General features: G+C 45.0%; 19 protein-coding genes. 8 read left to right on the top strand and 11 right to left on the bottom strand.

Annotated elements, in window-relative coordinates:
* Positions 1–72: 72 nt before the first annotated feature.
* The gene (gene trpR / locus AB6D06_RS16440) at positions 73–366 is read right to left on the bottom strand and encodes a trp operon repressor (protein WP_102394033.1); all 294 of its coding nucleotides are present in this window, start codon (positions 364–366) and stop codon (positions 73–75) included.
* A 172-nt stretch (positions 367–538) separates the two neighbouring features.
* On the bottom strand, positions 539–2488 hold the full coding sequence (gene sltY / locus AB6D06_RS16435) for a murein transglycosylase (RefSeq protein ID WP_102321444.1): 1950 nt from the start codon (positions 2486–2488) through the stop codon (positions 539–541).
* A 263-nt stretch (positions 2489–2751) separates the two neighbouring features.
* Here sltY and ettA point away from each other — a divergent pair, with 263 nt between their 5' ends.
* From ettA to AB6D06_RS16420, 3 genes are all read left to right on the top strand, one after another.
* Positions 2752–4419, top strand: coding sequence for an energy-dependent translational throttle protein EttA (gene ettA, locus AB6D06_RS16430; RefSeq protein WP_017056147.1), 1668 nt, complete (start codon positions 2752–2754; stop codon positions 4417–4419).
* A gap of 90 nt (positions 4420–4509) precedes the next feature.
* Positions 4510–4878 carry a PilZ domain-containing protein gene (locus AB6D06_RS16425; protein WP_017059356.1) on the top strand — a complete coding sequence of 123 codons (369 nt, stop codon included), beginning with the start codon at positions 4510–4512 and terminating at the stop codon, positions 4876–4878.
* Between the two features lie 49 nt (positions 4879–4927).
* Positions 4928–5959, top strand: a complete 1032-nt coding sequence (locus AB6D06_RS16420; protein ID WP_372100381.1) for a M23 family metallopeptidase — start codon at positions 4928–4930, stop codon at positions 5957–5959.
* Between the two features lie 129 nt (positions 5960–6088).
* On the opposite strand, the gene tyrA is transcribed toward AB6D06_RS16420, so the two are convergent.
* From tyrA to nagZ, 3 genes are all read right to left on the bottom strand, one after another.
* Positions 6089–7216 carry a bifunctional chorismate mutase/prephenate dehydrogenase gene (tyrA, locus tag AB6D06_RS16415; protein ID WP_017056144.1) on the bottom strand — a complete coding sequence of 376 codons (1128 nt, stop codon included), beginning with the start codon at positions 7214–7216 and terminating at the stop codon, positions 6089–6091.
* Between the two features lie 117 nt (positions 7217–7333).
* Positions 7334–8407 carry a 3-deoxy-7-phosphoheptulonate synthase gene (locus AB6D06_RS16410; RefSeq protein WP_017059354.1) on the bottom strand — a complete coding sequence of 358 codons (1074 nt, stop codon included), beginning with the start codon at positions 8405–8407 and terminating at the stop codon, positions 7334–7336.
* 246 nt (positions 8408–8653) lie between these two features.
* Positions 8654–9643 (bottom strand): beta-N-acetylhexosaminidase, encoded by a 990-nt coding sequence (gene nagZ / locus AB6D06_RS16405; RefSeq protein ID WP_372111054.1) that lies wholly within the window; start codon positions 9641–9643, stop codon positions 8654–8656.
* Positions 9644–9764: 121 nt separating this feature from the next.
* Between nagZ and AB6D06_RS16400 the strand changes: the two genes are divergently transcribed.
* Positions 9765–10880, top strand: a complete 1116-nt coding sequence (locus tag AB6D06_RS16400; RefSeq protein ID WP_017066925.1) for an anhydro-N-acetylmuramic acid kinase — start codon at positions 9765–9767, stop codon at positions 10878–10880.
* Between the two features lie 45 nt (positions 10881–10925).
* Positions 10926–11846, top strand: a complete 921-nt coding sequence (gene murQ, locus AB6D06_RS16395) for an N-acetylmuramic acid 6-phosphate etherase (RefSeq protein WP_032547377.1) — start codon at positions 10926–10928, stop codon at positions 11844–11846.
* Positions 11847–11949: 103 nt separating this feature from the next.
* Here the strand turns inward: murQ and AB6D06_RS16390 are convergent, their stop codons facing one another.
* Positions 11950–12300, bottom strand: coding sequence for a DUF2799 domain-containing protein (locus AB6D06_RS16390; protein WP_065584724.1), 351 nt, complete (start codon positions 12298–12300; stop codon positions 11950–11952).
* A 354-nt stretch (positions 12301–12654) separates the two neighbouring features.
* Between AB6D06_RS16390 and AB6D06_RS16385 the strand changes: the two genes are divergently transcribed.
* From AB6D06_RS16385 to btsR, 3 genes are all read left to right on the top strand, one after another.
* Positions 12655–14145 (top strand): carbon starvation protein A, encoded by a 1491-nt coding sequence (locus AB6D06_RS16385; protein WP_372074523.1) that lies wholly within the window; start codon positions 12655–12657, stop codon positions 14143–14145.
* A gap of 298 nt (positions 14146–14443) precedes the next feature.
* Positions 14444–16114, top strand: a complete 1671-nt coding sequence (locus AB6D06_RS16380) for a sensor histidine kinase (RefSeq protein WP_017080271.1) — start codon at positions 14444–14446, stop codon at positions 16112–16114.
* Between the two features lie 105 nt (positions 16115–16219).
* Entirely contained in the window at positions 16220–16951 is a 732-nt protein-coding gene (gene btsR, locus AB6D06_RS16375) for a two-component system response regulator BtsR (RefSeq protein WP_372100377.1), read from the top strand.
* 139 nt (positions 16952–17090) lie between these two features.
* On the opposite strand, the gene ispH is transcribed toward btsR, so the two are convergent.
* From ispH to ribF, 5 genes are all read right to left on the bottom strand, one after another.
* Complete coding sequence (gene ispH, locus AB6D06_RS16370; protein WP_029235913.1) at positions 17091–18047, bottom strand: 4-hydroxy-3-methylbut-2-enyl diphosphate reductase; 957 nt, start codon at positions 18045–18047, stop codon at positions 17091–17093.
* A gap of 115 nt (positions 18048–18162) precedes the next feature.
* On the bottom strand, positions 18163–18594 hold the full coding sequence (fkpB, locus tag AB6D06_RS16365; protein ID WP_004739519.1) for an FKBP-type peptidyl-prolyl cis-trans isomerase: 432 nt from the start codon (positions 18592–18594) through the stop codon (positions 18163–18165).
* A 149-nt stretch (positions 18595–18743) separates the two neighbouring features.
* Positions 18744–19244, bottom strand: coding sequence for a signal peptidase II (gene lspA / locus AB6D06_RS16360; protein ID WP_004739521.1), 501 nt, complete (start codon positions 19242–19244; stop codon positions 18744–18746).
* A gap of 160 nt (positions 19245–19404) precedes the next feature.
* Positions 19405–22281 carry an isoleucine--tRNA ligase gene (gene ileS, locus AB6D06_RS16355; RefSeq protein ID WP_017067613.1) on the bottom strand — a complete coding sequence of 959 codons (2877 nt, stop codon included), beginning with the start codon at positions 22279–22281 and terminating at the stop codon, positions 19405–19407.
* A 63-nt stretch (positions 22282–22344) separates the two neighbouring features.
* A complete protein-coding gene (gene ribF / locus AB6D06_RS16350) occupies positions 22345–23280 on the bottom strand; it encodes a bifunctional riboflavin kinase/FAD synthetase (protein ID WP_017062867.1) in 936 nt (311 codons plus the stop codon).
* Between the last annotated feature and the right edge of the window lie 33 nt (positions 23281–23313).

Here is a 23313-nt window from a genome sequence, read left to right as displayed (position 1 = left end):
AACGCTAACATCCAGTTAGCGTTTTTTATCGAATTCGTATTCATACTATCGCGTGATAGCTTAATTCCATTATTACTTTAGCAATAGGTCGGCGATCACGATTTTCTCTTGCTCAGATTTGGCCTTTAGCTCATTTGAGCCTCTGGTTATCGTCGCTACGCCTACGCCCAGCATTTGACTCACCTGTCGTTGAGACATATCGCCTTTCATCAGCTCACAGAAGATATTAATTCGAGCAACCAGAGCATCTCGCTCGTCTGGTGTCATCATCATAGTCAACAACAGCTCGTGCTGATCTTTTTCGACAGCCGTCTTTACCAAGTCCATCAGTTGTTGCCAATTATCATATTCAGGTTGTGATGCCATATCTCTACACTTACTTTTAAATTCTGACTTTAAAGAGTCGCTTAACGATTGAAAGCGTTTAACACTTTATACCGAAACACTTGATGCGATCCAATGTAAAAAGGCAGTAAGTGGAAATGGTTCGCACTCACTGCCTTTATTCTTACTCAGTTTCGGGCCAAATGCCGAAGGCTTAGTATTTCGTTTTTGCCTCATGGGGCGCTAAAAACGTCCCTTTCTCACCCAAGATATCTCGATAGTAGGTCTCAAACATCAAGATATTCTGAACGTAGCCACGTGTCTCTTTGAATGGGATCATTTCGATAAATGCAAAGGCATCGAGCTTTTCATCGCTGCGTGAACGCCACTGTTTCACACGGCTAGGTCCAGCATTATAAGCCGCAAACGCAAAGATACGGTTGTCATCATATTGAGCGAGTAAACCATCTAAGTAGTGACTGCCAATCTCAATGTTTTTGCCGACATCATAAAGATCATCGCTGCCCTGATACTTAATCTTATGTTTGTTCGCTGTGTATTGCGCCGTCTTGGGCATAATTTGCATAATGCCACGCGCGCCAACTGGAGAGCGAGCTTCTGAATCCATCGCACTCTCTTGTCTTGCTAAAGACATCAAAGTGATTGGATCGAGATCGTGCTTTTCAGCGTAGAAGTTAAACCACCACTTATGAGCAACAGGGAAGCGCAGCGCAATGTTATCCCACATCTTCGCAGAGATACTCGCTGTTACGGTAAAGTGATTCCAACGCTGTGTCGCAGCGTAAGCGGCAAGCATCTCTTTTTGCTCTTTATCTGCATTGGTCAGTAACCAGCGCCATTCACTTTTCGCTGCCGCAATTTTGTCTCGGTCAATCAGTTCACCAATACGCACCAAAGAGGTGTCGAATGGCTTCACTGTTTCAGCATTGTATTTAAGTGTCGATGTTGGATATTGAACTGGCTTACCTAACTGCTTAGCCGCAGCCACACTGTAGAAATTACGCTGACCCAAGATATCTGACAGTCGCTTATTGCCTTTGTCAGTATCGCCCGTCGCGATTTCAGCTCTGCCCTGCCAATATTGCCAACGAAGCGAAGCCTGATGTTTATCATCCAAGCGCGCTATCCACTCTTTCAAACCCGTCCAATCGGCATGTTGAATTGCTAAGCGAGCACGTCGTTCCAGCAGAACTTGCTTTGATGAACTCGCGAGCATTTTGTCGCGCCACACCATTAACTCTTCAGAGTCGGTGTTGATCAGACGAAACGTTAGGTAATCAGCGAGCTCTTGAGATTTCTCTTTCGAAAACTTCTGAGCCTTGATGACATCATCAAACACCTTTTGAGCACTGCTTGATGATTTCCTTGCTAGCTTCTCGAAAGCAAACTCGGTTTGAGCTTGGTAGAATTCATTCGCTGGATGTTTTTTAGCAAACGCGAGTACATTTTCAGGCTTGTTGTACAACGCCTTCATCTGCTTCGCTTGAGCAATTGACTCATCATGATCCAATTGCTTAATCAGATAGCTCATTAACTTACCGTTACGGCCCTCGAACGCTAGCAGCATTCTATCCAGAATCAGCTCATCAGTTCTTAGCCCAGCTTGATCCCAGCTTTTAAATAAAGGGTCACAAGCGTCATCAACACCACTACCACTCAACCAAAGTTGTTTAGCTCCTTTAAAGGCAAGCTCTTGGTTACCTTGCTCGTAATGCGCTCGATAATAAATACATTGGTATTTTTCACCGACAGGCTCTTTGGTTTGAAACTCAAGGATCGTCTTCCACTGTTTTTGAGAAGCCAATGAATCCAAATAAGGTGCGCGCATTCGATTGGAGAAAGGCAATGCCTTGTTCTCTTCAATGAAAGCATCGACCTCAGCAGGTGTGCGATCACCTAAGCCAATCAGAAAGGCCCGATAATCGGTGTAAGGTGTTAAAGGGTATGTTTGAATTTTGTTACGCAGCGCGGAGTAAGCTTTTAGATCACGGCTGTCTAAAACCTCTTGCGCTTTGTCATAAACGTCACGCTGCATTTCAAGCTCGGATGCATTGCTAGCCATAGCGACCGGAGCCAGTGAAACCGAAGACAAAATTGCCGATGCAGCCACAGCAATTTTCGTATTACCAATGCGGAAAAACATTCGCTCTTTCCTTAGTGCGTGTATGAATACGTGAAGTCTATTTACGCCCGACATCACATCAAATGTAAAGGATTTGAGTGTAAATATTATTAATATTTAACACTTCGCCTCAGAAGCCCATTAAATATAGTTTTAATGACCAATGTGACAATAATAGGTAAGGATTAGTTCAAGAGTGGCTTTTCTGCCCTAGGAGTAACATCTTTGAGGATATTGGTATAAAATAGCAGACAATTTTGAACAATAATTAGGATCGATCGGCAATGGCTGAATACGTATATACCATGTCTCGGGTGAGCAAAACTGTTCCACCTAAGCGTCAAATTCTTAAAGACATTTCTCTTAGCTTTTTTCCTGGCGCTAAAATCGGTGTTTTGGGTCTAAATGGTTCAGGTAAATCTACCCTACTACGTATCATGGCTGGTATTGATACTGATATTGATGGTGAAGCACGTGCACAACAAGGTCTTAAAGTAGGTTATCTACCGCAAGAACCTGTACTAGACGAATCAAAAACGGTTCGTGAAATCGTAGAAGAAGCGGTTTCTGACGTTGCTGACGCACTTAAGCGTATCGATGCAGTTTACGCAGCTTACGCAGAACCAGATGCAGATTTCGATGCACTTGCTAAAGAGCAAGGCGAACTAGAAGCACTGATTCAAGCAAAAGACGGTCACAACTTAGAGACAGCTCTAGAGCGTGCTGCTGATGCACTTCGTCTTCCAGAGTGGGATGCGAAAATTGAATTCCTATCAGGTGGTGAGCGTCGTCGTGTTGCTATCTGTCGTCTACTTCTTGAAAAGCCAGACATGCTGCTTCTTGATGAACCAACCAACCACTTGGATGCAGAATCAGTAGCATGGCTTGAGCACTTCCTTGTTGATTACAGTGGTACTGTTGTGGCGATTACCCACGACCGTTACTTCCTAGACAACGCAGCTGGCTGGATTCTAGAACTTGACCGTGGTGAAGGTATCCCATGGGAAGGTAACTACACGTCTTGGCTAGAGCAAAAAGACGAGCGTCTTAAGCAAGAAAAAGCGGGCGAAAGCGCACGTCAAAAGACAATCGAGAAAGAACTTGAATGGGTTCGTCAAAACCCTAAAGGCCGTCAAGCTAAGTCTAAAGCTCGTATGGCTCGTTTTGAAGAACTGACGACTGGCCAATACCAGAAGCGTAACGAAACTAACGAACTGTTCATCCCGCCAGGTGAGCGTCTAGGTGACAAAGTTCTTGAAGTGAACAACCTAACTAAATCGTTTGGTGATCGCGTTCTTATCGACGACTTATCGTTCAGCATGCCTAAGGGTGCAATCGTCGGTATCGTTGGTGCCAACGGTGCAGGTAAATCAACACTATTCAAGATGCTAAGCGGTGCAGAACAGCCAGATTCAGGTACAGTTGAACTAGGCGAAACCGTTAAGCTTGCTTCTGTTGATCAGTTCCGTGACAGCATGGACGACACTAAGACAGTATTCCAAGAGATCTCTGAAGGCGCTGATATCATTAAGATCAACAACTTCGAAATCCCTGCGCGTGCTTACTGTTCTCGTTTCAACTTTAAAGGCAACGACCAACAGAAGATCATCGGTGAGCTTTCTGGTGGTGAACGTAACCGTGTTCACTTAGCGAAACTGCTAAAAGCGGGCGGTAACGTACTGCTACTCGATGAGCCTACCAACGACCTTGACGTTGAAACGCTACGTGCTCTTGAAGAAGCACTGCTTGAATTCCCGGGCTGTGCAATGGTTATCTCGCATGACCGTTGGTTCCTTGACCGTATTGCGACCCATATCTTAGACTACCGTGATGAAGGTCAAGTTAACTTCTACGAAGGTAACTATACTGAGTACACTGAGTGGCTTAAGCAGACTCTAGGCGCACAAGCGGCAGAGCCGCACCGTATCAAGTACAAGCGTATAGCTAAGTAAATAAGCTTGTATTTTGAACAAAGGCCGCGATAATAGCGGCCTTTGATATATCTGGCTTACGTGTAATGCATCGATATAGAGAGATTACTTATGGTTGAAAGACGTCAATTTTCACGAGTTATTTATCAAGTCCCGACTGAGATCTCACAAGGACAAGTAAAGGTATCAGGCTCAGTGCAAGACTTATCACTCCATGGTTTACTCATTCAATGCAATGAATCAAAACAACTTAGCCATGATGTCCCTGTTCAAGTGAGCTTTAAACTCGAAAACAGTGATATCAATATTCAGTTAGAAGCAACGATAGTCTCTACCATCAATACCTCAATGCGTTTACGCATAGAGCATTTAGATATTGATAGTATCAGCCACCTTAAGCGCCTTGTTGAGCTTAATGTTGGTGACGATGACCTGCTTTATAGAGAGATTGAACACCTTACCGACTTAGGTAAGGAATAATATCTCCATTACCCTTTTTCTATTAGAAGCATTTAGTTAATACAGAACCATGTCTAAAAAAGTGTCCATTACTATTCCCTCTAGTCAGGGGGAACAGACGTTTTACTTCGGTCGAAAAGCCGTACTCTTATGCATGACAACCCTGCTCTCAGTACCGATGTTGATTGGTGGTGCAACCTACATGCACCTTGAGAGTAAAAACAAGCTAGCTGCACAAGCCGGTGATGCACAACAGTTAATTGAAACTCTGATTGTTGAAAAAGAGCAGACCGAGTTCTTATACGCGGAACAAGTTGAAACCAACCACAACCTATCTCAAACCTTAACTGAGAAAGAAGGTACGATTCAATTACTGGGTAAGCGTGTATTCGATGTGGAATCCGTTCTAGGCCTGGCTGATGAAGAGTTACACACCGATGAGGTTTCACTAGAAGACCGTATTGATGCTGCAGCCGTCGATTCCGCGGTAAGAGCTACCATGTTCCGCTTAATTCCTAATGATAGTCCGATGGCTTATCAACGCATCTCGTCTTCATACGGTCGCCGTACTAACCCAATTACAGGCAAACGCCACAACCATACTGGTATCGACCTTACTTGTAAGCGTGGTGAAGATATCTTAGCACCGGCAGATGGTGTGATTGAAACCGTACGCCCAAGCAAGAAAGGCTTTGGTAACTTTATCACCATGCGCCATTCATTTGGCTTCATGAGCTCTTACGCGCATCTGCAAAAATTCAAAGTTCGCAGCGGTCAGTTTGTCAGTAAAGGTGATGTGATTGCGAGCTGTGGTAACTCAGGTAACTCAACTGGGCCACATCTGCATTATGAAGTACGCTTCCTTGGTCGCTCATTGAACCCTCAATACTTGATGGATTGGACACCAGAAAACTTCAATTACGTGTTTGAGAAAGAGAAAAAGGTGAAATGGGGCCCACTCGTTCAGCTGATTGATAACGTGGTTCGCTTGCAGATCAACCTAACTAACGTGCCTTACATCAGTTCAACTATCGACACAGTATCCAGCGATGATAACCGAGTCTCGAACGAGAATAACAAAGAGCCTATCGTGACTAACTAGGTTTGTTCGTTTGGCCCATGATGATCCAAATGCATTTCGCCTACTATAGGCCAGATGCAATATCGGCATTCAACACAAACAAAAAGAGCGACCAAATGGTCGCTCTTTTTTATTTTTCAAACCACACTATTAACCGCGATGAATCGAGTCATGTGCTTGTTTTAACAGGCTTTGGCTCTCTTGTAAAAATTGTTGTGAGTAGTCACCAAACCAATCACTCACTTGGTTGAAGCTCTCAACAAACTTAGCCTTATCTTTGCCATCTAGAATTTCTAACGCTTCTCCGAAACAGCTATGGAAGCGTCGAATCATCTCAATATTCTCATCCGAAGAAAGAATGATATCGCCGTACAAGTTCGGGTCTTGAGCAAACAGACGACCAACCATCGCAATCTCAAGTCGGTAGATTGGCGAGCTTAGTTTCAGAAGTTGATCAATGTTCGGGTTCTCTTTACTCAGGTGCAAGCCGTAAGCAAAAGAGGTGAAGTGACGAAGTGCTTGAATCAAGGTCATGCCGTGATCGTGTTCAGCTGCATCCATCTGGCAAAGGCTCGCGCCCCAAATACCAAATTGATTCAGTAGCCATTGGTAACTTTCAGAACCACGACCATCACTGTAAACAATCACCTGCTTAGCAAGGCTAGGAACATCAGGGCCAAACATTGGGTGCAATCCAACTACTGGGCCTTGATGCATGTTCATCATTGCTTGTAGAGGTTTAGATTTAATTGACGTCAAATCACATAGAATACAATCGCTTGGTAGATTACCTAGCTTCGCAATCACACCTTCCGTTAGGTGAATTGGAACCGTAACAACCACAAGCCCAGCATTATCTAAGATTTCGTCGGCCTTATCCCAATCTTGGCTGCCAAGGATTTTTACTTCGTAGCCAGACAGTTTGAACATACGACCAAACAAGCCACCAAGTTGACCATTACCACCAACGATAACCACTGAACGTAACTCTGGGTTAAGACACTTAAAGCCAGAATCTTTCTCGCTGGCATAAGACTCACGCATAGTACGACGCAAAATATCTTCGATTAACTGTGGTGGAACCCCTATTTTCTCAGCTTCTTGACGACGAGATGCCAGCATCGCAGCTTCACGCTCTGGTACATAAATAGGTAAACCATGTTCACTTTTTACTTCGCCTACTTTCTCTACTAGAGCAAGGCGTTGAGCCAGTAAATCCAACATTTGTTTATCGACAGCATCGATTTGGTCGCGTAATTCGTTCAGTTCAACGGCCATTTTATTCCTTACTAATCTATAAGCCCGTGCCAATCTATAAGCCCACAATCATGCAGGTTCGCTAGCAACAGATCTTAAAATGCCTCATTAGATGAGGCACTTAAATTTAAACTCTGACTAACCTTTCAAGCGGTTCTCTAAGAACGGGACTAATTCCGTATGTGCATGTTTTAATAGTGCCTCAGTTGAATCCCAATTGATACACGCGTCGGTAATAGAAACGCCGTATTTCATCTCATTGAGAGGTATATCCGAAGATTGGTTTCCTTCGTTAATATGGCTTTCAATCATCAGGCCGATAATCGACTTGTTGCCTTCACGAATTTGGTGAATCACATCTTCTGCAACTAAAGGTTGGCGACGGAAATCTTTACGAGAGTTCGCGTGGCTACAGTCGACCATTAGCGCTGCCTCTAAACCAGATTTACCCAGCTCTTGCTCACATTCGTGTACCGATACTGAATCGTAGTTCGTCTGCTTACCGCCACGTAAAATCACGTGACCATTTGGGTTACCTTGCGTTGTTAGTAGTGCAACCTGACCTTCGCGGCTGATACCCATGAAACGGTGGCTAGAAGAAGCCGCCTGCATTGCGTTGATTGCAGTGCCTAGGTTGCCATCGGTGCCGTTTTTAAAACCGATTGGCATTGAAAGACCACTTGCCATCTCACGGTGAGTTTGAGATTCAGTCGTACGTGCGCCGATAGCTGCCCAGCTGAAGGTATCTGCTAGGTATTGCGGGCTGATTGGATCTAATGCTTCAGTCGCCAATGGAATTTCCATCTCAGCGAGTTCAACAAGTAGCTCACGACCAACATGCAGACCATGCTCAATATCGAAAGTGCCGTCTAGATGCGGGTCATTGATCAAACCTTTCCAACCTACAGTGGTACGAGGTTTCTCAAAGTAAACACGCATAACAATATACAGTTGATCGCTAAGTTGCTCAGATAAGGCTTTAAGGCGTTTCGCGTACTCTTTCGCAGCTTCAATGTCATGGATAGAACATGGGCCACATACAACAAGCATGCGATGATCTTTCTTATGAATGATGTTTGCGATAGTTTGACGAGACTCTTGAATGAAACGACGAGCATTATCACTCAAAGGCAGTTTTGCTTTTAACTCCTCAGGAGTAATCAGTACCTGTTCGTCGATGATATTGACATTGCTTAATTCACTTTTCTGCATAACTCAACCTGTATATTTATTTTTACACCCAACATTTCCGTTTGGGTTAACAATCTTTAAAAACACAATAACAGCTAAAAAAACGATTGCAAGTGTAAACAATAAAAAACATTAAGTGTAAATTTTATTTTACACATTAGATTTAACTCACTCTAAGAGATAAATAGGTTTAAACCACGGATCACACATACAAAAAAGGCGATATTTATCATATCGCCTTATCTAAAATTATAATGTGTTTATTTATCACTCACTGCCTAGCATTCGCTTAATCGTCTCTGAGGTCTCTTTCCACCTAGCATCCGAGTGAAGTGTCGACAAATCAAAGCTGTGTTTTTTAAGCAATGAGTTGGCTAAAGGCACCTCTTGAATCGCTAAGCGATCCAGAGCTTCAATTTGTGCATCTCGTTTATTACACATCAACACCATGTCACAACCTGCATTCAAGGCCGCTTTCGCTCTGTCGGCTGGTCCACCCATTATGGCAGCGCCTTCCATCGTTAAATCATCAGAGAACACCAAGCCTTTAAACCCAAGCTGCTGCTTCAATACTTTCTGCAGCCAATACTGTGAACCGCTCGCAGGTTGATCATCATAGTGAGAGAAAACCACGTGAGCTGGCATCATGGCATCCAATATTCCAGCTTCAATTTGCGCCTTGAAGATTGCCATGTCTGTTTCAAAGATGTCGTCTCTAGGGTCATATGGCGTCTCTAAGTGTGAGTCAGCAATCACGCCACCGTGTCCAGGGAAGTGCTTGCCTGTCGTCGCCATGCCAACCGACTTCATGCCTTTGATGAAAGCGCTGCTATGACGAACAATAGTATCAATATCTTCGCCAAACGCTCGGCTACTAATCGCTTTACAGTCATGGCCTTTGTCTAATACTGGCGCAAAGCTCAGATCGATATCGTGGGCAATCAATTCTGCCGCCATCAACCAACCCGCTTGTTCTGCTAACTGTTCGCCATTATTCTTAGTCGCGAATTCTTGAGCAGCTGGGATAATTGAAAAGCCATCGCGGAAGCGCTGAACTCGGCCACCTTCTTGATCGACACCAATCAAAATAGGACGTTTCGCTACCTTGCGAATTTCTTTGTTTAACGCCGATAACTGTTTGCTATCGTGGTAGTTTCGAGCAAATAAGATGAGACCACCAACAGTTGGGTGCTCTAAAATTTCTTTGTCTTCCGCAGTCAGTTCGTAGCCTGCAACATCAACCCACAACGGTCCCATATTTATCCCTTATTAAACCTAATTTCATAAACTTCCCGAGGTTATTCTCTTTAAATTTGCTTTACAATGTTTTTAAACCAATCTGTGGAAGACTTTAAGAATGCAGTGCAAGAGCTTAGGAATGGATCATAAAGAACTGTATATCGGCGTGATGTCAGGGACGAGTATGGACGGTGTTGATACGGCCTTAGTGTCGATTGAAGATACACGTATAATATTGCTTGCTCATGATGAGTTCCCAATGCCTGATGATCTCAAAGCGCGTCTACTTGAAGTCTGTATTGGTCAGAAAACCGATTTGATTGCCATTGGCGAACTCGACCACCAGCTTGGCCATCTGTTTGCTGATGCGGTTCTGCAACTTCTCGAAAAGTCAGGCACACCAGCACCTTCTGTAACTGCGATAGGTAATCATGGTCAAACAGTGTTCCACCAGCCAACAGGCGATTCGCCATTTACCATGCAGTTGGGTGATGCCAACATCATTGCCGCTAAAACACAGATTCAAACGGTTGCCGATTTTCGACGTAAAGACATGGCATTAGGCGGACAAGGTGCGCCATTAGTCCCCGCCTTCCACCATACGATTTTCCACCCGCAAGACAGCTCGGTTGTGGTGTTGAATATTGGTGGTATCTCGAATATTTCAGTGCTGCGCCCTAATCAGCCAACGCTTGGTTATGATACAGGTCCGGGCAATATGTTGATGGACGCTTGGGTTGATAAACACACGGGTGAGAAGTTTGACCGTGATGCGCAATTTGCGCTTAAAGGTCAACTCAATCAAGCTTTACTCGAACAGTTGTTAAATGAGTCTTATCTATCTCAAATGCCACCGAAAAGTACTGGTAGAGAACTATTCAACCTACCTTGGCTAGAGCAACAATTAACAGAATTTAAAGATCTTGCAGTAGAAGATGTTCAGCGCACGCTTTGTGAATACACCGCATTGACGATAGCCAATGAAGTGGAGACTTATCGCTTGGGTAACCAGCCTGCACTGTATGTGTGTGGCGGTGGTACAAGAAACCCATTGTTGATGAAGAGACTGTCTGAATTGCTTCCAAGTTGGGAGGTTGACTCAACCACCAGTAAAGGCGTGGATGCCGATTACATGGAAGCAATGGCCTTTGCGTGGCTTGCTCAGCGTCATGTTCATAAACTGCCAAGCAATTTACCAGAAGTGACTGGCGCAAGCAGAGCGGCCTCTCTAGGCGTTCTCTATCGAGCTGACTAAACAACTTTAGAACCATAATTTTAGAATCACCATTTAAGGATCATTATGAGTAACGACGCTCTCATATCAGCGCTCTCGCACCTCGTTTCGGAGGGGAGAAACCCTGACACTATGGATATTGATCTGCTCACCTCTCTCGAAGTGGTTGAAAAGATTAACCAACAAGACAAACAAGTCCCACTGGCGATTGAAGCGGAACTGCCACAGATCGCGAAAGCGGTCGATAAAATTGCTCATGCCTTTCAAAACGGTGGTCGACTGATTTATATGGGCGCAGGCACCAGTGGTCGATTGGGTGTTTTAGATGCATCAGAATGCCCTCCGACTTTCGGTGTTTCAGACAAAATGGTTATCGGCTTAATCGCTGGCGGACCAGAAGCGATTTTAAAAGCCAAAGAGGGAGCGGAAGATTCGCTGACTCTCGGTATTGAAGACCTGAAAGCCATTCAATTTACAGAAAATGATGTCGTGGTAGGTATTGCAGCGAGCGGGCGCACACCTTACGTGATTGGTGCACTCAATTATGCCAATCAGCTTGGCGCAGTAACGGTTGCATTGTCTTGTAACCCTGATTCTCCAATTGCTGAAATCGCTCAAATCGCAATTAGCCCGGTGGTTGGCCCAGAAGCATTGACTGGTTCAACACGACTCAAATCAGGTACAGCACAAAAGCTGGTGCTTAATATGCTGACCACAGCCAGCATGATTCGCATTGGTAAGAGCTACCAAAATCTGATGGTCGACGTAAAAGCGACCAATGAAAAGTTGGTTGCTCGCGCTGCTCGTATCGTTATCCAAGCAACGGAGTGCGACAAAGCACTGGCAGTGTCGACGCTTAAAGCGACTGATTACGATGTGAAGTTATCGATTTTGATGATTCTAACAGGACTAGATTTAGAATTGGCCAAGGCACAGCTTGATAAGCAAAACGGCTTTTTAAGAAAAGCTGTAGAGAATAACCAGTAACCTAGACTCTGCTGTTGAGTGTTACTCCGGCTACCGACAAAAAGACCAGTACACACGCGGTACTGGTCTTTTTTAGTTTTAATTTTTCATCGCTAGCTTGGGCTTAGTAGTCGTTTGAGAACTCGTCCCAGCCGCGTTGCCATTCCATACGGAAACGTTGAGCGTCTTCCGTACCAGAACACACGCCTTCATACACCTGACCAGATAAACCAATCTGATAAGCATGGTTCGGATTACAATATTCAGTCACACCTAGGTGATAACCTTCTGTGTAACCCGCTTGATCGACTGCGCCAAGCTCAGTCATCTCTGAATACGAACGCTGAGTGTGGCCTTTGATACCATCACGATAGCCAATCTCTTGCCAATTGCCTTCAGCTGCTAAATCTTGAACATTGGCGCTGCATCCTGCAAGGCTAAATGCCACGGCGAATAGTACGATTATTTTTTTCATTTCAATCCTTTATATTGTTACTTCACCACTTTCTGACGAAGCGCTGCCTTTGTGGTGATTCTCCGCTGAACGCCTATCGATGTCCACTTATTGTCTAATGTTCGCCACTTTAGGTTCATTCCGACCACTCAGAATCAATAGTCGCCGTTAAGCCAACTCAAACAACCTCTCTATAGAGCTAATAGGCCTCTCGATAGAAATATCGGCCACTCAGCACAGTGAACAAACCACTAAATCAGTTATAACACCGCTAAATTGGCTATTCGACCACTCACTCTCGTAGCGGAAGTTTCTTCTCATCGACTCCTTTAATATACACCCTGACTTAATTAATACATTCAGGGATAACAAATTATGATGTGGTTTCTTACCTGTGTCGCAGCACTCATTGGTGGCTACTTTATTTACGGTACCTTTATCGAGAAGATTTTCGGTATCAATGAAAAACGCCAAACACCTGCTCACACTAAGCAAGATGGCGTGGACTACGTTCCAATGTCGACACCAAAGGTTTACCTAGTTCAGCTGCTTAACATCGCAGGTGTAGGTCCAATCTTCGGCCCTATCATGGGTGCCCTTTATGGTCCAGCAGCAATGCTTTGGATCGTTCTAGGTTGTATCTTCGCAGGTGCAGTACACGACTACTTCTCAGGTATGTTATCTATCCGTAATGGCGGAGCTTCGGTTCCAACCATCACTGGACGTTACCTAGGCAATGGCGCAAAACACTTTATGAACATCTTTGCCATTGTTCTACTGCTTCTTGTTGGTGTGGTATTCGTATCTGCTCCAGCAGGTATGATCACTAACCTAGTGAACGACCAAACTGATTTCGCGATGTCTGCAACTACGATGGTTGTTATCATCTTTGCTTACTACATCATCGCAACGATTGTCCCTGTCGATAAAATCATTGGTCGCTTCTACCCACTGTTCGGTGCACTGCTTATCTTTATGTCTGTTGGCCTAATCACTGCGATTGGTCTATCTGACGAACACCAAATCATGGGGGGCTTTGAGATCAGCGACATGTTCACCAACATGAACCCGAATGACCTACCACTTTGGCCTGCTCTCTTCATCACTATCGCATGTGGTGCTATCTCTGGCTTCCACGCCACTCAGTCTCCTCTGATGGCGCGTTGTATGGAAAACGAGAAGAACGGTCGCTTCGTATTCTACGGCGCAATGATTGGTGAAGGCATCATCGCTCTAATCTGGTGTGCACTTGCTCTGTCTTTCTTCGGTTCGGTTGAGTCTCTGTCTGACGCAATTGCAAACGGCGGCCCAGGTAACGTAGTATACAGCGCTTCATTTGGTCTACTGGGTGTATTTGGCGGTATCCTTGCTTTCCTTGGCGTGGTTATCCTACCAATCACTTCTGGTGACACAGCGTTCCGTTCAAGCCGTCTTATCCTTGCTGAATACTTCAACATGGAACAGAAAACACTGCGTAACCGTCTACTAATGGCGTTACCACTGTTCGTTATCGGTGGCATCCTGACTCAAGTAGACTTCGGCATCATCTGGCGCTACTTCGGTTTTGCTAACCAATCAACAGCAGTCATGATGCTATGGACAGCTTCGGCTTACCTACTTCGTCACAATAAACTGCACTGGGTAACAACGGTTCCAGCTGTGTTCATGACATCTGTGTGTATCACATTCATCCTGAACAACAGCCAACTGGGCTTTGGTCTACCAATGCAGCTTTCAACCATCATCGGCGTGGTGAGTGCATTCGGAATTGCAGCTTACGTTATCAAAATTTCAAAAGGCAAAGGCGATATCGACCTTGCTGATGAAGAAGAAAAAGAAGCAAAAGGCGTCACCAAAACCGCCTAGTTCTTTCAGACTCTTGATAACAAGAGACACGTCTTCATAGAGAGACAAAAGAACAAGCCAAACACACTTCGCTTGCTCCCGTAATCACCCAGTGATTCGTGGAACCTAAGACTAAAGCCCGTCCTCTGTGATGGGCTTTACTGTATCTCAGTATTGGTACATCAACATTAGTACATCAATATTGGTATCTCCGCCTGACAAGCAATCGCAACTCGATATAACCAATGAAAACACAAGCAAAGCTACCGTTACTACGCAATGAGCTTTACACTTAACCAGCGTCTCAATAGGTGAAAATATGGAACTCATTCTCTCTCTGCTGCAACAAACCTGTGTCTACTTAGTGATTGCTTACATGCTAAGTAAAACTCCATTGATTCTCCCTTTGTTGAGCATCTCATCTCGCTTAAGCCATAAGATCAGCTGCTACGTTCTGTTTTCCCTGTTCTGCATTATGGGTACCTATTTCGGACTGCAGATCAATGATGCCATCGCCAACACGCGTGCGATGGGTGCGGTAATGGGAGGTCTGTTTGGCGGCCCTGTCGTTGGCTTTGCCGTCGGCTTTACTGGTGGAATTCACCGTTACTCATTAGGCGGCTTCACAGACTTGGCTTGTGCGATTTCAACCACAGCAGAAGGCTTGATTGGCGGCCTGTTACACGTTTATCTCGTGAGAAAGAACAAAGCCAGCCAACTGTTTAATCCGTTAGTGGTTTTCTCGGTAACCCTGTTTGCAGAGATCATTCAGATGCTGATTCTGCTGGCGGTCGCAAAACCCTTCGAACAATCCTATGCTCTGGTCTCCGATATTGCGGCGCCAATGATCATCGCTAACTCGGTCGGTGCAGCACTGTTCATGAGCATCATCCAAGACAGAAAAACCATCTTCGAAAAGTACTCGGCTACCTTCTCACGCCGCGCACTGACCATTGCCGAACGTTCGGTGGGTATTTTGCATGGTGGGTTCAATTCCGATAACGCACAAAAAATCGTACGTATCGTTTATGAAGAGACCAACGTAGGGGCGGTAGCGATTACCGACCGAGAGAAAATCCTCGCGTTCGTTGGTATTGGTGATGAACACCATATTCCGAACACCCCGATTTCATCGCAAAGCACGCTCACTTCGATGGAACAGAACGACATCATCTACCTTGATGGCAAAGAGAACCCATACCAATGCTCCTTGTCGCAGGATTGTAAATTGGGTTCTGCGTTGATTATTCCATTGCGCGCGGGTAACGAAGTGGTCGGCACCATCAAGCTCTATGAGCCAAAGCTGAAACTATTCTCAACTATCAATATGTCGATGGGTGAAGGTATCGCTCAACTATTATCGAGCCAGATCCTATTTAGCAACTACCAGCAGCAGCAAACGCTACTGACACAAGCAGAAATCAAACTGCTGCACGCTCAAGTGAACCCGCACTTCTTGTTCAATGCGCTTAATACTATCAGCGCAGTAACACGTCGTGACCCAGATAAAGCTCGAGAGTTGATTCAACACCTGTCTCACTTCTTTAGAAGCAACCTAAAGCAGAACATCAACACCGTGAAGCTCAAAGACGAACTGGCACACGTCAACGCTTACCTGACCATAGAGAAAGCACGCTTTACCGATCGACTAGAAGTGGAATGGGATATCGACCCGCAGTTATATGAATCTCAATTGCCGAGCTTTACCCTGCAACCGCTGGTAGAAAACGCCATCAAACATGGGATATCTAATATGTTGGAAGGCGGTAAAGTAAAGATCTCTAGCGAGGCTTTCGAGGGTGGGTTCAAGTTAACCGTTGAAGACAATGCAGGTAATTATCAGAAGCCATCTCAAGATCATGTAGGATTAGGGATGGAAATTGTTGATAAACGACTCACTAATTTCTTTGGACAAGATTCAGCACTAAAAATAGAATCTCAACCACAGCAATTTACTCGAATGAGCTTTATCATACCTATACTCAAATAATGGTATTTTCGGAGACGGATCGCTCCGAGTTGAAACATTTAGAAGCAGACATTTAAAAGATAAGCGTGAACCAAGCAGGGATAGAACCAAGATGAAGATTGTAGGATGTTAAAGGCACTAGTTATCGATGATGAGCTTTTTGCTCGCGAAGAGCTGATTGAGCTGCTGACCGAAACCGGAGAAGTGGAAATCATAGGCCAAGCGAGTAACGCGATCGAAGGACTGAAACAGATCAACCTACTCAAGCCTGATGTCGTGTATTTGGATATCCAAATGCCGCAGGTTACTGGGATTGAGCTGTTAAGCATGCTTGACCCAGATACCATGCCCTACGTGGTATTCGTCACCGCCTACGACCAATATGCGATTCAAGCCTTTGAAGATAACGCTTTTGATTACCTACTTAAGCCAGTCGAGCCTTGTCGATTAAACAAGAGCGTTTGTCGCCTGAATAAGGTCATCAAACAAAATCAGAAAGCACCAGAACAGAACATCTCAGCGATTGCTCCCTGTCACTTAGAGCAAATCCCATGTATTGGTCATAACCGCATTGTGATCATGGCAAGCCAAACGGTAGAGTGCGCCTATTCCGATATCAGTGGTGTGCATGTTCGTAGCTCATCGCAAACCGCAACCTCGCAACTAACGCTTAAGATCTTGGAAAAAAAGACCGAGTTGATCCGCTGTCATCGACAGTATTTGATCAACATAAAATCGATCCAAGAGATCAAACTGCTAGAAAATGGATTAGCAGAGATCATTACCCTGACTGGCTTTGAAGTCCCGGTGAGTCGTCGTTATTTAAAGACTTTAAAAGAGCAACTCGGTCTCCAGTAACGCGTTAGAATTAGACGCCTTGTTCCAAAGCACGATCAAAAAAGCCAACGTATCAACGTTGGCTTCCTGCTGTTTACAAATCAATAGTGTTTGCAAATCGATAGTGTTACGCATCGATCTTGTCACCAATCAATAGAGATTAGTCGACTTGCTTAATCTGTAGCTCTTTTGGTACTTCAAAGAACATGTTCTCTTCACGACCTTGAATCTCTTCAACGTCAGTCGCACCTAGCTCACGAATACGATCTAGAATTTGGTTTACCAGCTCTTCAGGAGCAGAAGCACCGGCTGTTACACCGATTTTCTTTTTCCCTTCAACCCACTCGGTTTGAATGTCTTCAGGACAGTCAGTTAGGTAGCCTGGTGTGCCTAGTTTCTCAGCTAGCTCTTTTAGACGAGTTGAATTCGATGAGTTCTTAGAACCAACCACTATCACCACATCAACGTCATTCGCCATCTCACGCACAGCGTCTTGACGGTTTTGAGTCGCGTAACAGATGTCGTCTTTACGAGGGCCTTGAATCTCAGGGAATACACGACGTAGCTCTTCGATTACATCAGCGGTTTCATCAACAGATAGCGTCGTTTGGCTCACGTAGTGCAGGTTAGTTGGATCGTTCACCATTAGGTTTTGCACGTCTTCTGGCTTCTCAACCAAGTACATACCACCCGTTTGGCTCGCGTATTGACCCATAGTACCTTCAACTTCAGGGTGACCTGCGTGACCAATCAGTACCACTTCCATATGTTTGCGGCTCGCACGAGCAACCTCCATATGTACTTTAGTTACCAAAGGACACGTTGCATCGAATACCGTTAGCTCGCGCTCTTTCGCTTCTTTACGAACCGCTTGAGACACGCCGTGAGCAGAGAAGATCACGATGTTATCGTCTGGCACTTCGCTAAGTTCTTCGACAAAAATAGCACCGCGTTGTTTTAGCCCCTCAACAACAAAGCGGTTGTGTACCACTTCATGACGAACGTAGATCGGTGGCTGGTACATTTCGAGTGCGCGCTCGACAATGCTGATCGCACGATCAACACCGGCACAAAAGCCACGAGGGTTAGCTAACATTATTTTCATTTCATTGCTCATCATTTACCGCGGTACTAAGGTTGTTTCTATAGAGTTCGCCGTCGCGAGGCTCGCATTCTACAGTGAAGCGCCTAGACAGTGAAGCTCTGGGTGACATCACAGCTGTAAGGTGATGTTAGTCGACAGCTAAGATATTGACGTCAAACGTAACATCTTGGCCTGCAAGTGGGTGATTAAAATCAACCGTCACTGAATCGCCAGCGATCTCAGTGATAATACCTGGGATTTCCATGCCGTCTGGACCAGAAAATGCCATGATAGTGCCCACTTCAACCTCAGAGTCGCCAACAAATTTAGCACGGTCCATGTGGTGGATATGATCTGGATTAGGCATACCAAACGCATCTTCCGCTTTCAGGTCGATAGACTTTTCAGTACCCGCTTCCAGCCCAAGTAAGCACGCTTCAAAGTTCTCGCTTAGGCTGCCATCGCCCATCACGAACTTCGCAGGTTTGCCCATATTTTCGGTGCTATCGGCAACTGAACCATCCTTCATCTTAATCGTAAAATGTAGGGTTACTGCTGAATCATTTTTAATTGCTGCCACGTTACTTTCCTTAGACTTCTTTATTATTTGAGGATGCATTTTGCTTTGCTTCCTTGTTGACTGAAGCATAAAAAAAAGCGCCACCGGAATCAACCGACAGCGCTTAGGGCTATTCTATTCTGTGAGTCATAGACTGACTTTGAAGCAAGCTATTTGCTTTCGTCTTTCTTACGGAAACCATCTAAGATGATCATCGCAGCACCGATACAGATTCCCATATCCGCTAAGTTAAATGCAGGCCAGTGGTAAGTGCCCCAGTAGAAGTCTAAGTAATCGACAACAAAGCCATGTACGACTCGGTCAAACACATTACCTACTGCACCACCAATGATGATCGCATAAGCAATGTTATTCCACTTCTCTGTTGCTGGTAGTTTGCTCATCCAGTACGTCAGCATACCTGTTACCGCAAATGCGATACCCGTAAATAACCAACGCTGCCAACCACTTTGATCACTCAAGAAGCTGAATGCAGCACCGTAGTTATGAACGTACAAAAAGTTAAAGAACGGCAAGACCTCAATACGGTTTGCCCAGCCATAACCCATGTTGTCCATGACAAAGAGTTTGATGCCAATGTCTGCAAGAAAAACCAGCAGAGCTAACCATAACCAACGTACACCAGATTGTTTTAACGAAACTTCACTCATTTCTATTCCTAGTATTTACGAAGCGATTCCTCATTCGCACACTCGGTTTGAGTCGCCATTAAGAATCAGCTTGGTTAAACACATTTCCTATAACTAAAAATAACCCCAGTTGATACTGGGGCTATGATTTTTACAAAAAGTTCAGTCTTTCTCTGAGTCGTTATGCGAACTTACGCACTTCGCCTTCACCATCAACGTTTGATACACAACGGCCACAGATCTTCTCGTGTCCTTCAATTGTGCCTACGTCTGGTGTGTGGTGCCAACAACGGTCACACTTCTCAGCTTCTGTTGCTGCAACTTCAACGAATAGACCAGCAACGTCTGTCGCTTGCGCTGCATCAGACTTCTCGCTCAGTGGCTTAACAACAGCTGCAGAGGTGATAAGTACGAAACGTAGCTCATCTTCTAGCTTGTTGATTTTAGCCGCTAGTGCATCGTCAGCGTATAGAGTAACTTCAGCTTGCAGTGCACCACCGATCGTTTTCTCTTTACGAGCATCTTCAAGAAGCTTGTTCACTGCGCCACGAACAGACTGGATTTCAGTCCAGAATTCGTTGCTTAGCTCTTCGCCTTCTGCAAGACCAAATAGACCTTCGAACCACTCACCTGTGAATACGAACGTGTCGCGCTGCTCTCCAGTTGGTAAAGAGCTTGGCATTTCGTTCCAAATTTCATCTGCAGTGAACGACATGATAGGTGCCATCCAACGAACTAGAGCTTCTACGATGTAGTAAAGCGCCGTTTGACAGCTACGTTGAGCATGGCTGCCCTGCTTCGCTGTGTACTGACGGTCTTTGATTACGTCTAGGTAGAAAGAACCCATTTCGATAGAACAGAACTGCATTAGACGTTGAGTCACACCGTGAGTGTTGTACTCGCCGTATGCTTTAACAATCTCTTCTTGTGCAGCTTGAGCACGGCCAACAGCCCAGCGATCAAGTGCAACCATCTCTTCAGCAGGAACTAGGTCAGTTTCAGGGTTGAAACCGTTCAAGTTCGCTAGGAAGAAACGAGCCGTGTTACGAATACGACGGTAAGCATCCGCTGAACGCTTCAGGATTTCATCAGAAACCGCAACTTCACCCGTGTAGTCTGTAGAAGCAACCCATAGACGCAGGATATCTGCACCTAGCTTGTTGGTTACGTCTTTAGGAGCAACAACGTTACCGATAGATTTAGACATCTTACGGCCGTTACCATCCACTACGAAACCGTGCGTTAGTACTTGCTTGTACGGTGCTTCGTCTTTCATCGCGATAGATGAAATTAGAGAAGACTGGAACCAGCCACGGTGTTGGTCTGAACCTTCAAGGTAAAGATCAGCACTGTGAGTGCGCTCTTCGTTCGGGAAGTTGTACTCTTCACGAGAATCAACAACAGAGAAGTGCGTAACACCTGAGTCGAACCATACGTCTAGCGTATCCATTACTTTTTCGTACTTATCAGCGTCTTCTGCGCCCATAAGTTCAGCAGCGTCTACATCCCACCAAGCTTGAATGCCTTTCTCTTCAACTAGCTTCGCAACTTTTTCAATAAGCGCTGGGCTTTCTGGGTGAAGTTCTGCTGTTTCTTTATGAACAAACAAAGCAATTGGCACACCCCAAGTACGTTGACGAGAGATACACCACTCAGGACGACCTTCAACCATGCCTTCGATACGGCTTTGACCCCATTCAGGCAACCACTCAACACTCTTGATTGACTCTAGTGCTTTAGCACGTAGGCCAGCTTGATCCATAGAGATGAACCATTGTGGTGTTGCGCGGAAGATGATTGGAGTTTTGTGTCTCCAACAGTGTGGGTAGCTGTGCTCGTAAGCGTGGTGATGCAGAAGTGCACCTTTCTCTTTTAGAACTTCTAAAACAGAGTCGTTCGCTTTGAATACGTGCTGACCAGCAAATAGCTCTGTATCTGGCAGGTAAACGCCGTTAGAACCAACTGGGTTAGCGATTTCTAGGTTGTACTTTTTACCAACCACGAAATCTTCTTGACCGTGACCAGGCGCAGTGTGAACCACACCAGTACCTGAATCTGTTGTTACGTGATCGCCAAGAACTGCAGGAACAGTAAAGTCGTAGAACGGGTGGTTGAACTGAGAAAGCTCAAGATCAGCACCTGTAGCAAAACCAAGGTTGTGGAAGTGCTCGATACCTGCACGATCCATTACGTCTTTTGCTAGTTCAGAAGCAACAACGATACGTTGAGCAGGCTGGTCGCCATTCGCTTCAACTTGGATAAGCACGTATTCAAGATCATCACGTAGACATACTGCGCGGTTAGCAGGCAGAGTCCATGGTGTTGTTGTCCAGATAACGATAGAAATTTCGCCTTGACCCGCATGACCTTCAGCTAGAGTAAATTTCTCTAGAAGCGCCGCTTCGTCAGCTGCTGTAAATTTCACATCGATAGATGGAGAAACTTTATCTTTGTATTCAACTTCAGCTTCAGCCAGAGCAGAACCACAATCAGTACACCAGTGAACGGGTTTGAAACCTTTAAGAAGGTGACCTTTGTCTGCGATTTTGCCAAGAGAACGAATGATGTTCGCTTCTGTGCCAAAATCCATAGTGCGATAAGGTTTGTCCCACTCGCCCATGATGCCAAGACGTTTGAAGCTCTCTTTCTGACCTTCAACTTGACCCGCAGCGTACTTTCGACACTCTTCGCGGAATTCAGCCGCCGAAATCTTCTGACCAGGCTTACCTTTCTTCTTCTCAACCATTAGCTCGATTGGAAGACCGTGACAGTCCCAACCAGGGATGTACGGTGCATCAAAACCAGAAAGGGTCTTAGATTTGATAATAATGTCTTTAAGAATCTTATTCAGCGCGTGGCCAATGTGAATATCGCCGTTCGCGTATGGAGGGCCATCATGCAGTACGAAAGATTTTTTACCTTTCTTTGCCTTACGGATTTCGCCGTAAAGATCTTCTTTGTACCAACGCTTCAGCATTTCTGGCTCACGATTTGCCAGATTGCCGCGCATTGGGAACCCTGTTTCTGGTAAGTTCAGGGTATCTTTATAATCACTCATCGATTCTTAATTCCGTTATATTGGGCGAAGTTAGACATTATGTTAATCGGTGGAATCATCCGATTAATTCTTTAGCTGAAGCAGCCACACCCTTGCGGCTTCAGCATCCAATTCTATTTGATTCTTTAGTGCGTCGAACGATTCAAATTTTATCTCGTCGCGCAGTTTGTGCAAAAGTCGTACTTCTAACTGTTTACCATATAAATTGGCTTTAAAGTCAAAAAAATGCACTTCCAATTGCTGCCTTACCCCATTAACTGTTGGTCGTTGTCCAATATTAGCAACGCCACCGACAGGAACACCGTCGATATCCAAAGCTTCAACAACATACACTCCCGATACAGGAGAAACACAACGCTTTAATGGAATATTAGCGGTAGGGAAACCGATAGTTCTCCCTAGTTTTCGACCATGGGACACTCGACCACTAATACTGTAATCACGTCCTAACATGGTAGCACTTGCAGCCAAGTCATCGACCGCTAATGCATTTCGTATCTCAGTACTGCTTACTCGTAATTGGTTTAAGCAATAGCTTTGGGTGCTGACCACCTCAAAACCGTACTTCTCGCCCGCCTCTTTGAGCATAGCGAAATTACCGGTACGACCTTTACCAAAGCAAAAATCGTCACCAACCACCAAGAACTTCACACCAAGCTTATCAACCAAAAGATCCTTAATGAATGCTTCCGCGGATAAACTTGCAAAATACTGATTAAAATTAACACACAATAAGCGACTGATATCTAGCTTACTCAGTTGCACGTATTTGTCTCGTAAACGAGTTAAACGTGCTGGCGCTCTATCTCGGGCAAACAGCTCCATAGGCTGCGGTTCAAACGTCATAACAACAGAAGGTAGCCCTAATGCTGCAGCTTGTTTAGAAACCTGACTCAAAACCTCTTGATGTCCTAAATGAACACCATCGAAGTTACCTATGGTTAATACACAGCCATGATGCTGCGCTTTAATATTGTGTATACCTCGGATCAGTTCCATTATGATCAGCTAAAACCTGTTATTTGCATCATT

The sequence above is a fragment of the Vibrio sp. 10N.239.311.G01 genome (assembly GCF_041465805.1).
Classification (GTDB): Bacteria; Pseudomonadota; Gammaproteobacteria; order Enterobacterales; family Vibrionaceae; genus Vibrio; species Vibrio crassostreae_C.
Note: the sequence above shows the minus strand (reverse complement) of the source record. Positions and strands in the feature narration are given on the sequence as shown.

What these genes read in the sequence shown, in the direction of transcription:
- ileS (WP_017067613.1), bottom strand. Translation starts at nt 22,281, where the DNA reads ATGAGTGATTATAAAGATACCCTGAACTTACCAGAAACAGGGTTCCCA.
- btsR (WP_372100377.1), top strand. Translation starts at nt 16,220, where the DNA reads ATGTTAAAGGCACTAGTTATCGATGATGAGCTTTTTGCTCGCGAAGAG.
- ettA (WP_017056147.1), top strand. Translation starts at nt 2,752, where the DNA reads ATGGCTGAATACGTATATACCATGTCTCGGGTGAGCAAAACTGTTCCA.
- lspA (WP_004739521.1), bottom strand. Translation starts at nt 19,244, where the DNA reads ATGAGTGAAGTTTCGTTAAAACAATCTGGTGTACGTTGGTTATGGTTA.
- trpR (WP_102394033.1), bottom strand. Translation starts at nt 366, where the DNA reads ATGGCATCACAACCTGAATATGATAATTGGCAACAACTGATGGACTTG.
- AB6D06_RS16420 (WP_372100381.1), top strand. Translation starts at nt 4,928, where the DNA reads ATGTCTAAAAAAGTGTCCATTACTATTCCCTCTAGTCAGGGGGAACAG.
- AB6D06_RS16385 (WP_372074523.1), top strand. Translation starts at nt 12,655, where the DNA reads ATGATGTGGTTTCTTACCTGTGTCGCAGCACTCATTGGTGGCTACTTT.
- sltY (WP_102321444.1), bottom strand. Translation starts at nt 2,488, where the DNA reads ATGTTTTTCCGCATTGGTAATACGAAAATTGCTGTGGCTGCATCGGCA.
- AB6D06_RS16380 (WP_017080271.1), top strand. Translation starts at nt 14,444, where the DNA reads ATGGAACTCATTCTCTCTCTGCTGCAACAAACCTGTGTCTACTTAGTG.
- AB6D06_RS16400 (WP_017066925.1), top strand. Translation starts at nt 9,765, where the DNA reads ATGGATCATAAAGAACTGTATATCGGCGTGATGTCAGGGACGAGTATG.
- AB6D06_RS16410 (WP_017059354.1), bottom strand. Translation starts at nt 8,407, where the DNA reads ATGCAGAAAAGTGAATTAAGCAATGTCAATATCATCGACGAACAGGTA.
- ribF (WP_017062867.1), bottom strand. Translation starts at nt 23,280, where the DNA reads ATGGAACTGATCCGAGGTATACACAATATTAAAGCGCAGCATCATGGC.
- murQ (WP_032547377.1), top strand. Translation starts at nt 10,926, where the DNA reads ATGAGTAACGACGCTCTCATATCAGCGCTCTCGCACCTCGTTTCGGAG.
- nagZ (WP_372111054.1), bottom strand. Translation starts at nt 9,643, where the DNA reads ATGGGACCGTTGTGGGTTGATGTTGCAGGCTACGAACTGACTGCGGAA.
- tyrA (WP_017056144.1), bottom strand. Translation starts at nt 7,216, where the DNA reads ATGGCCGTTGAACTGAACGAATTACGCGACCAAATCGATGCTGTCGAT.
- ispH (WP_029235913.1), bottom strand. Translation starts at nt 18,047, where the DNA reads ATGAGCAATGAAATGAAAATAATGTTAGCTAACCCTCGTGGCTTTTGT.
- AB6D06_RS16390 (WP_065584724.1), bottom strand. Translation starts at nt 12,300, where the DNA reads ATGAAAAAAATAATCGTACTATTCGCCGTGGCATTTAGCCTTGCAGGA.
- AB6D06_RS16425 (WP_017059356.1), top strand. Translation starts at nt 4,510, where the DNA reads ATGGTTGAAAGACGTCAATTTTCACGAGTTATTTATCAAGTCCCGACT.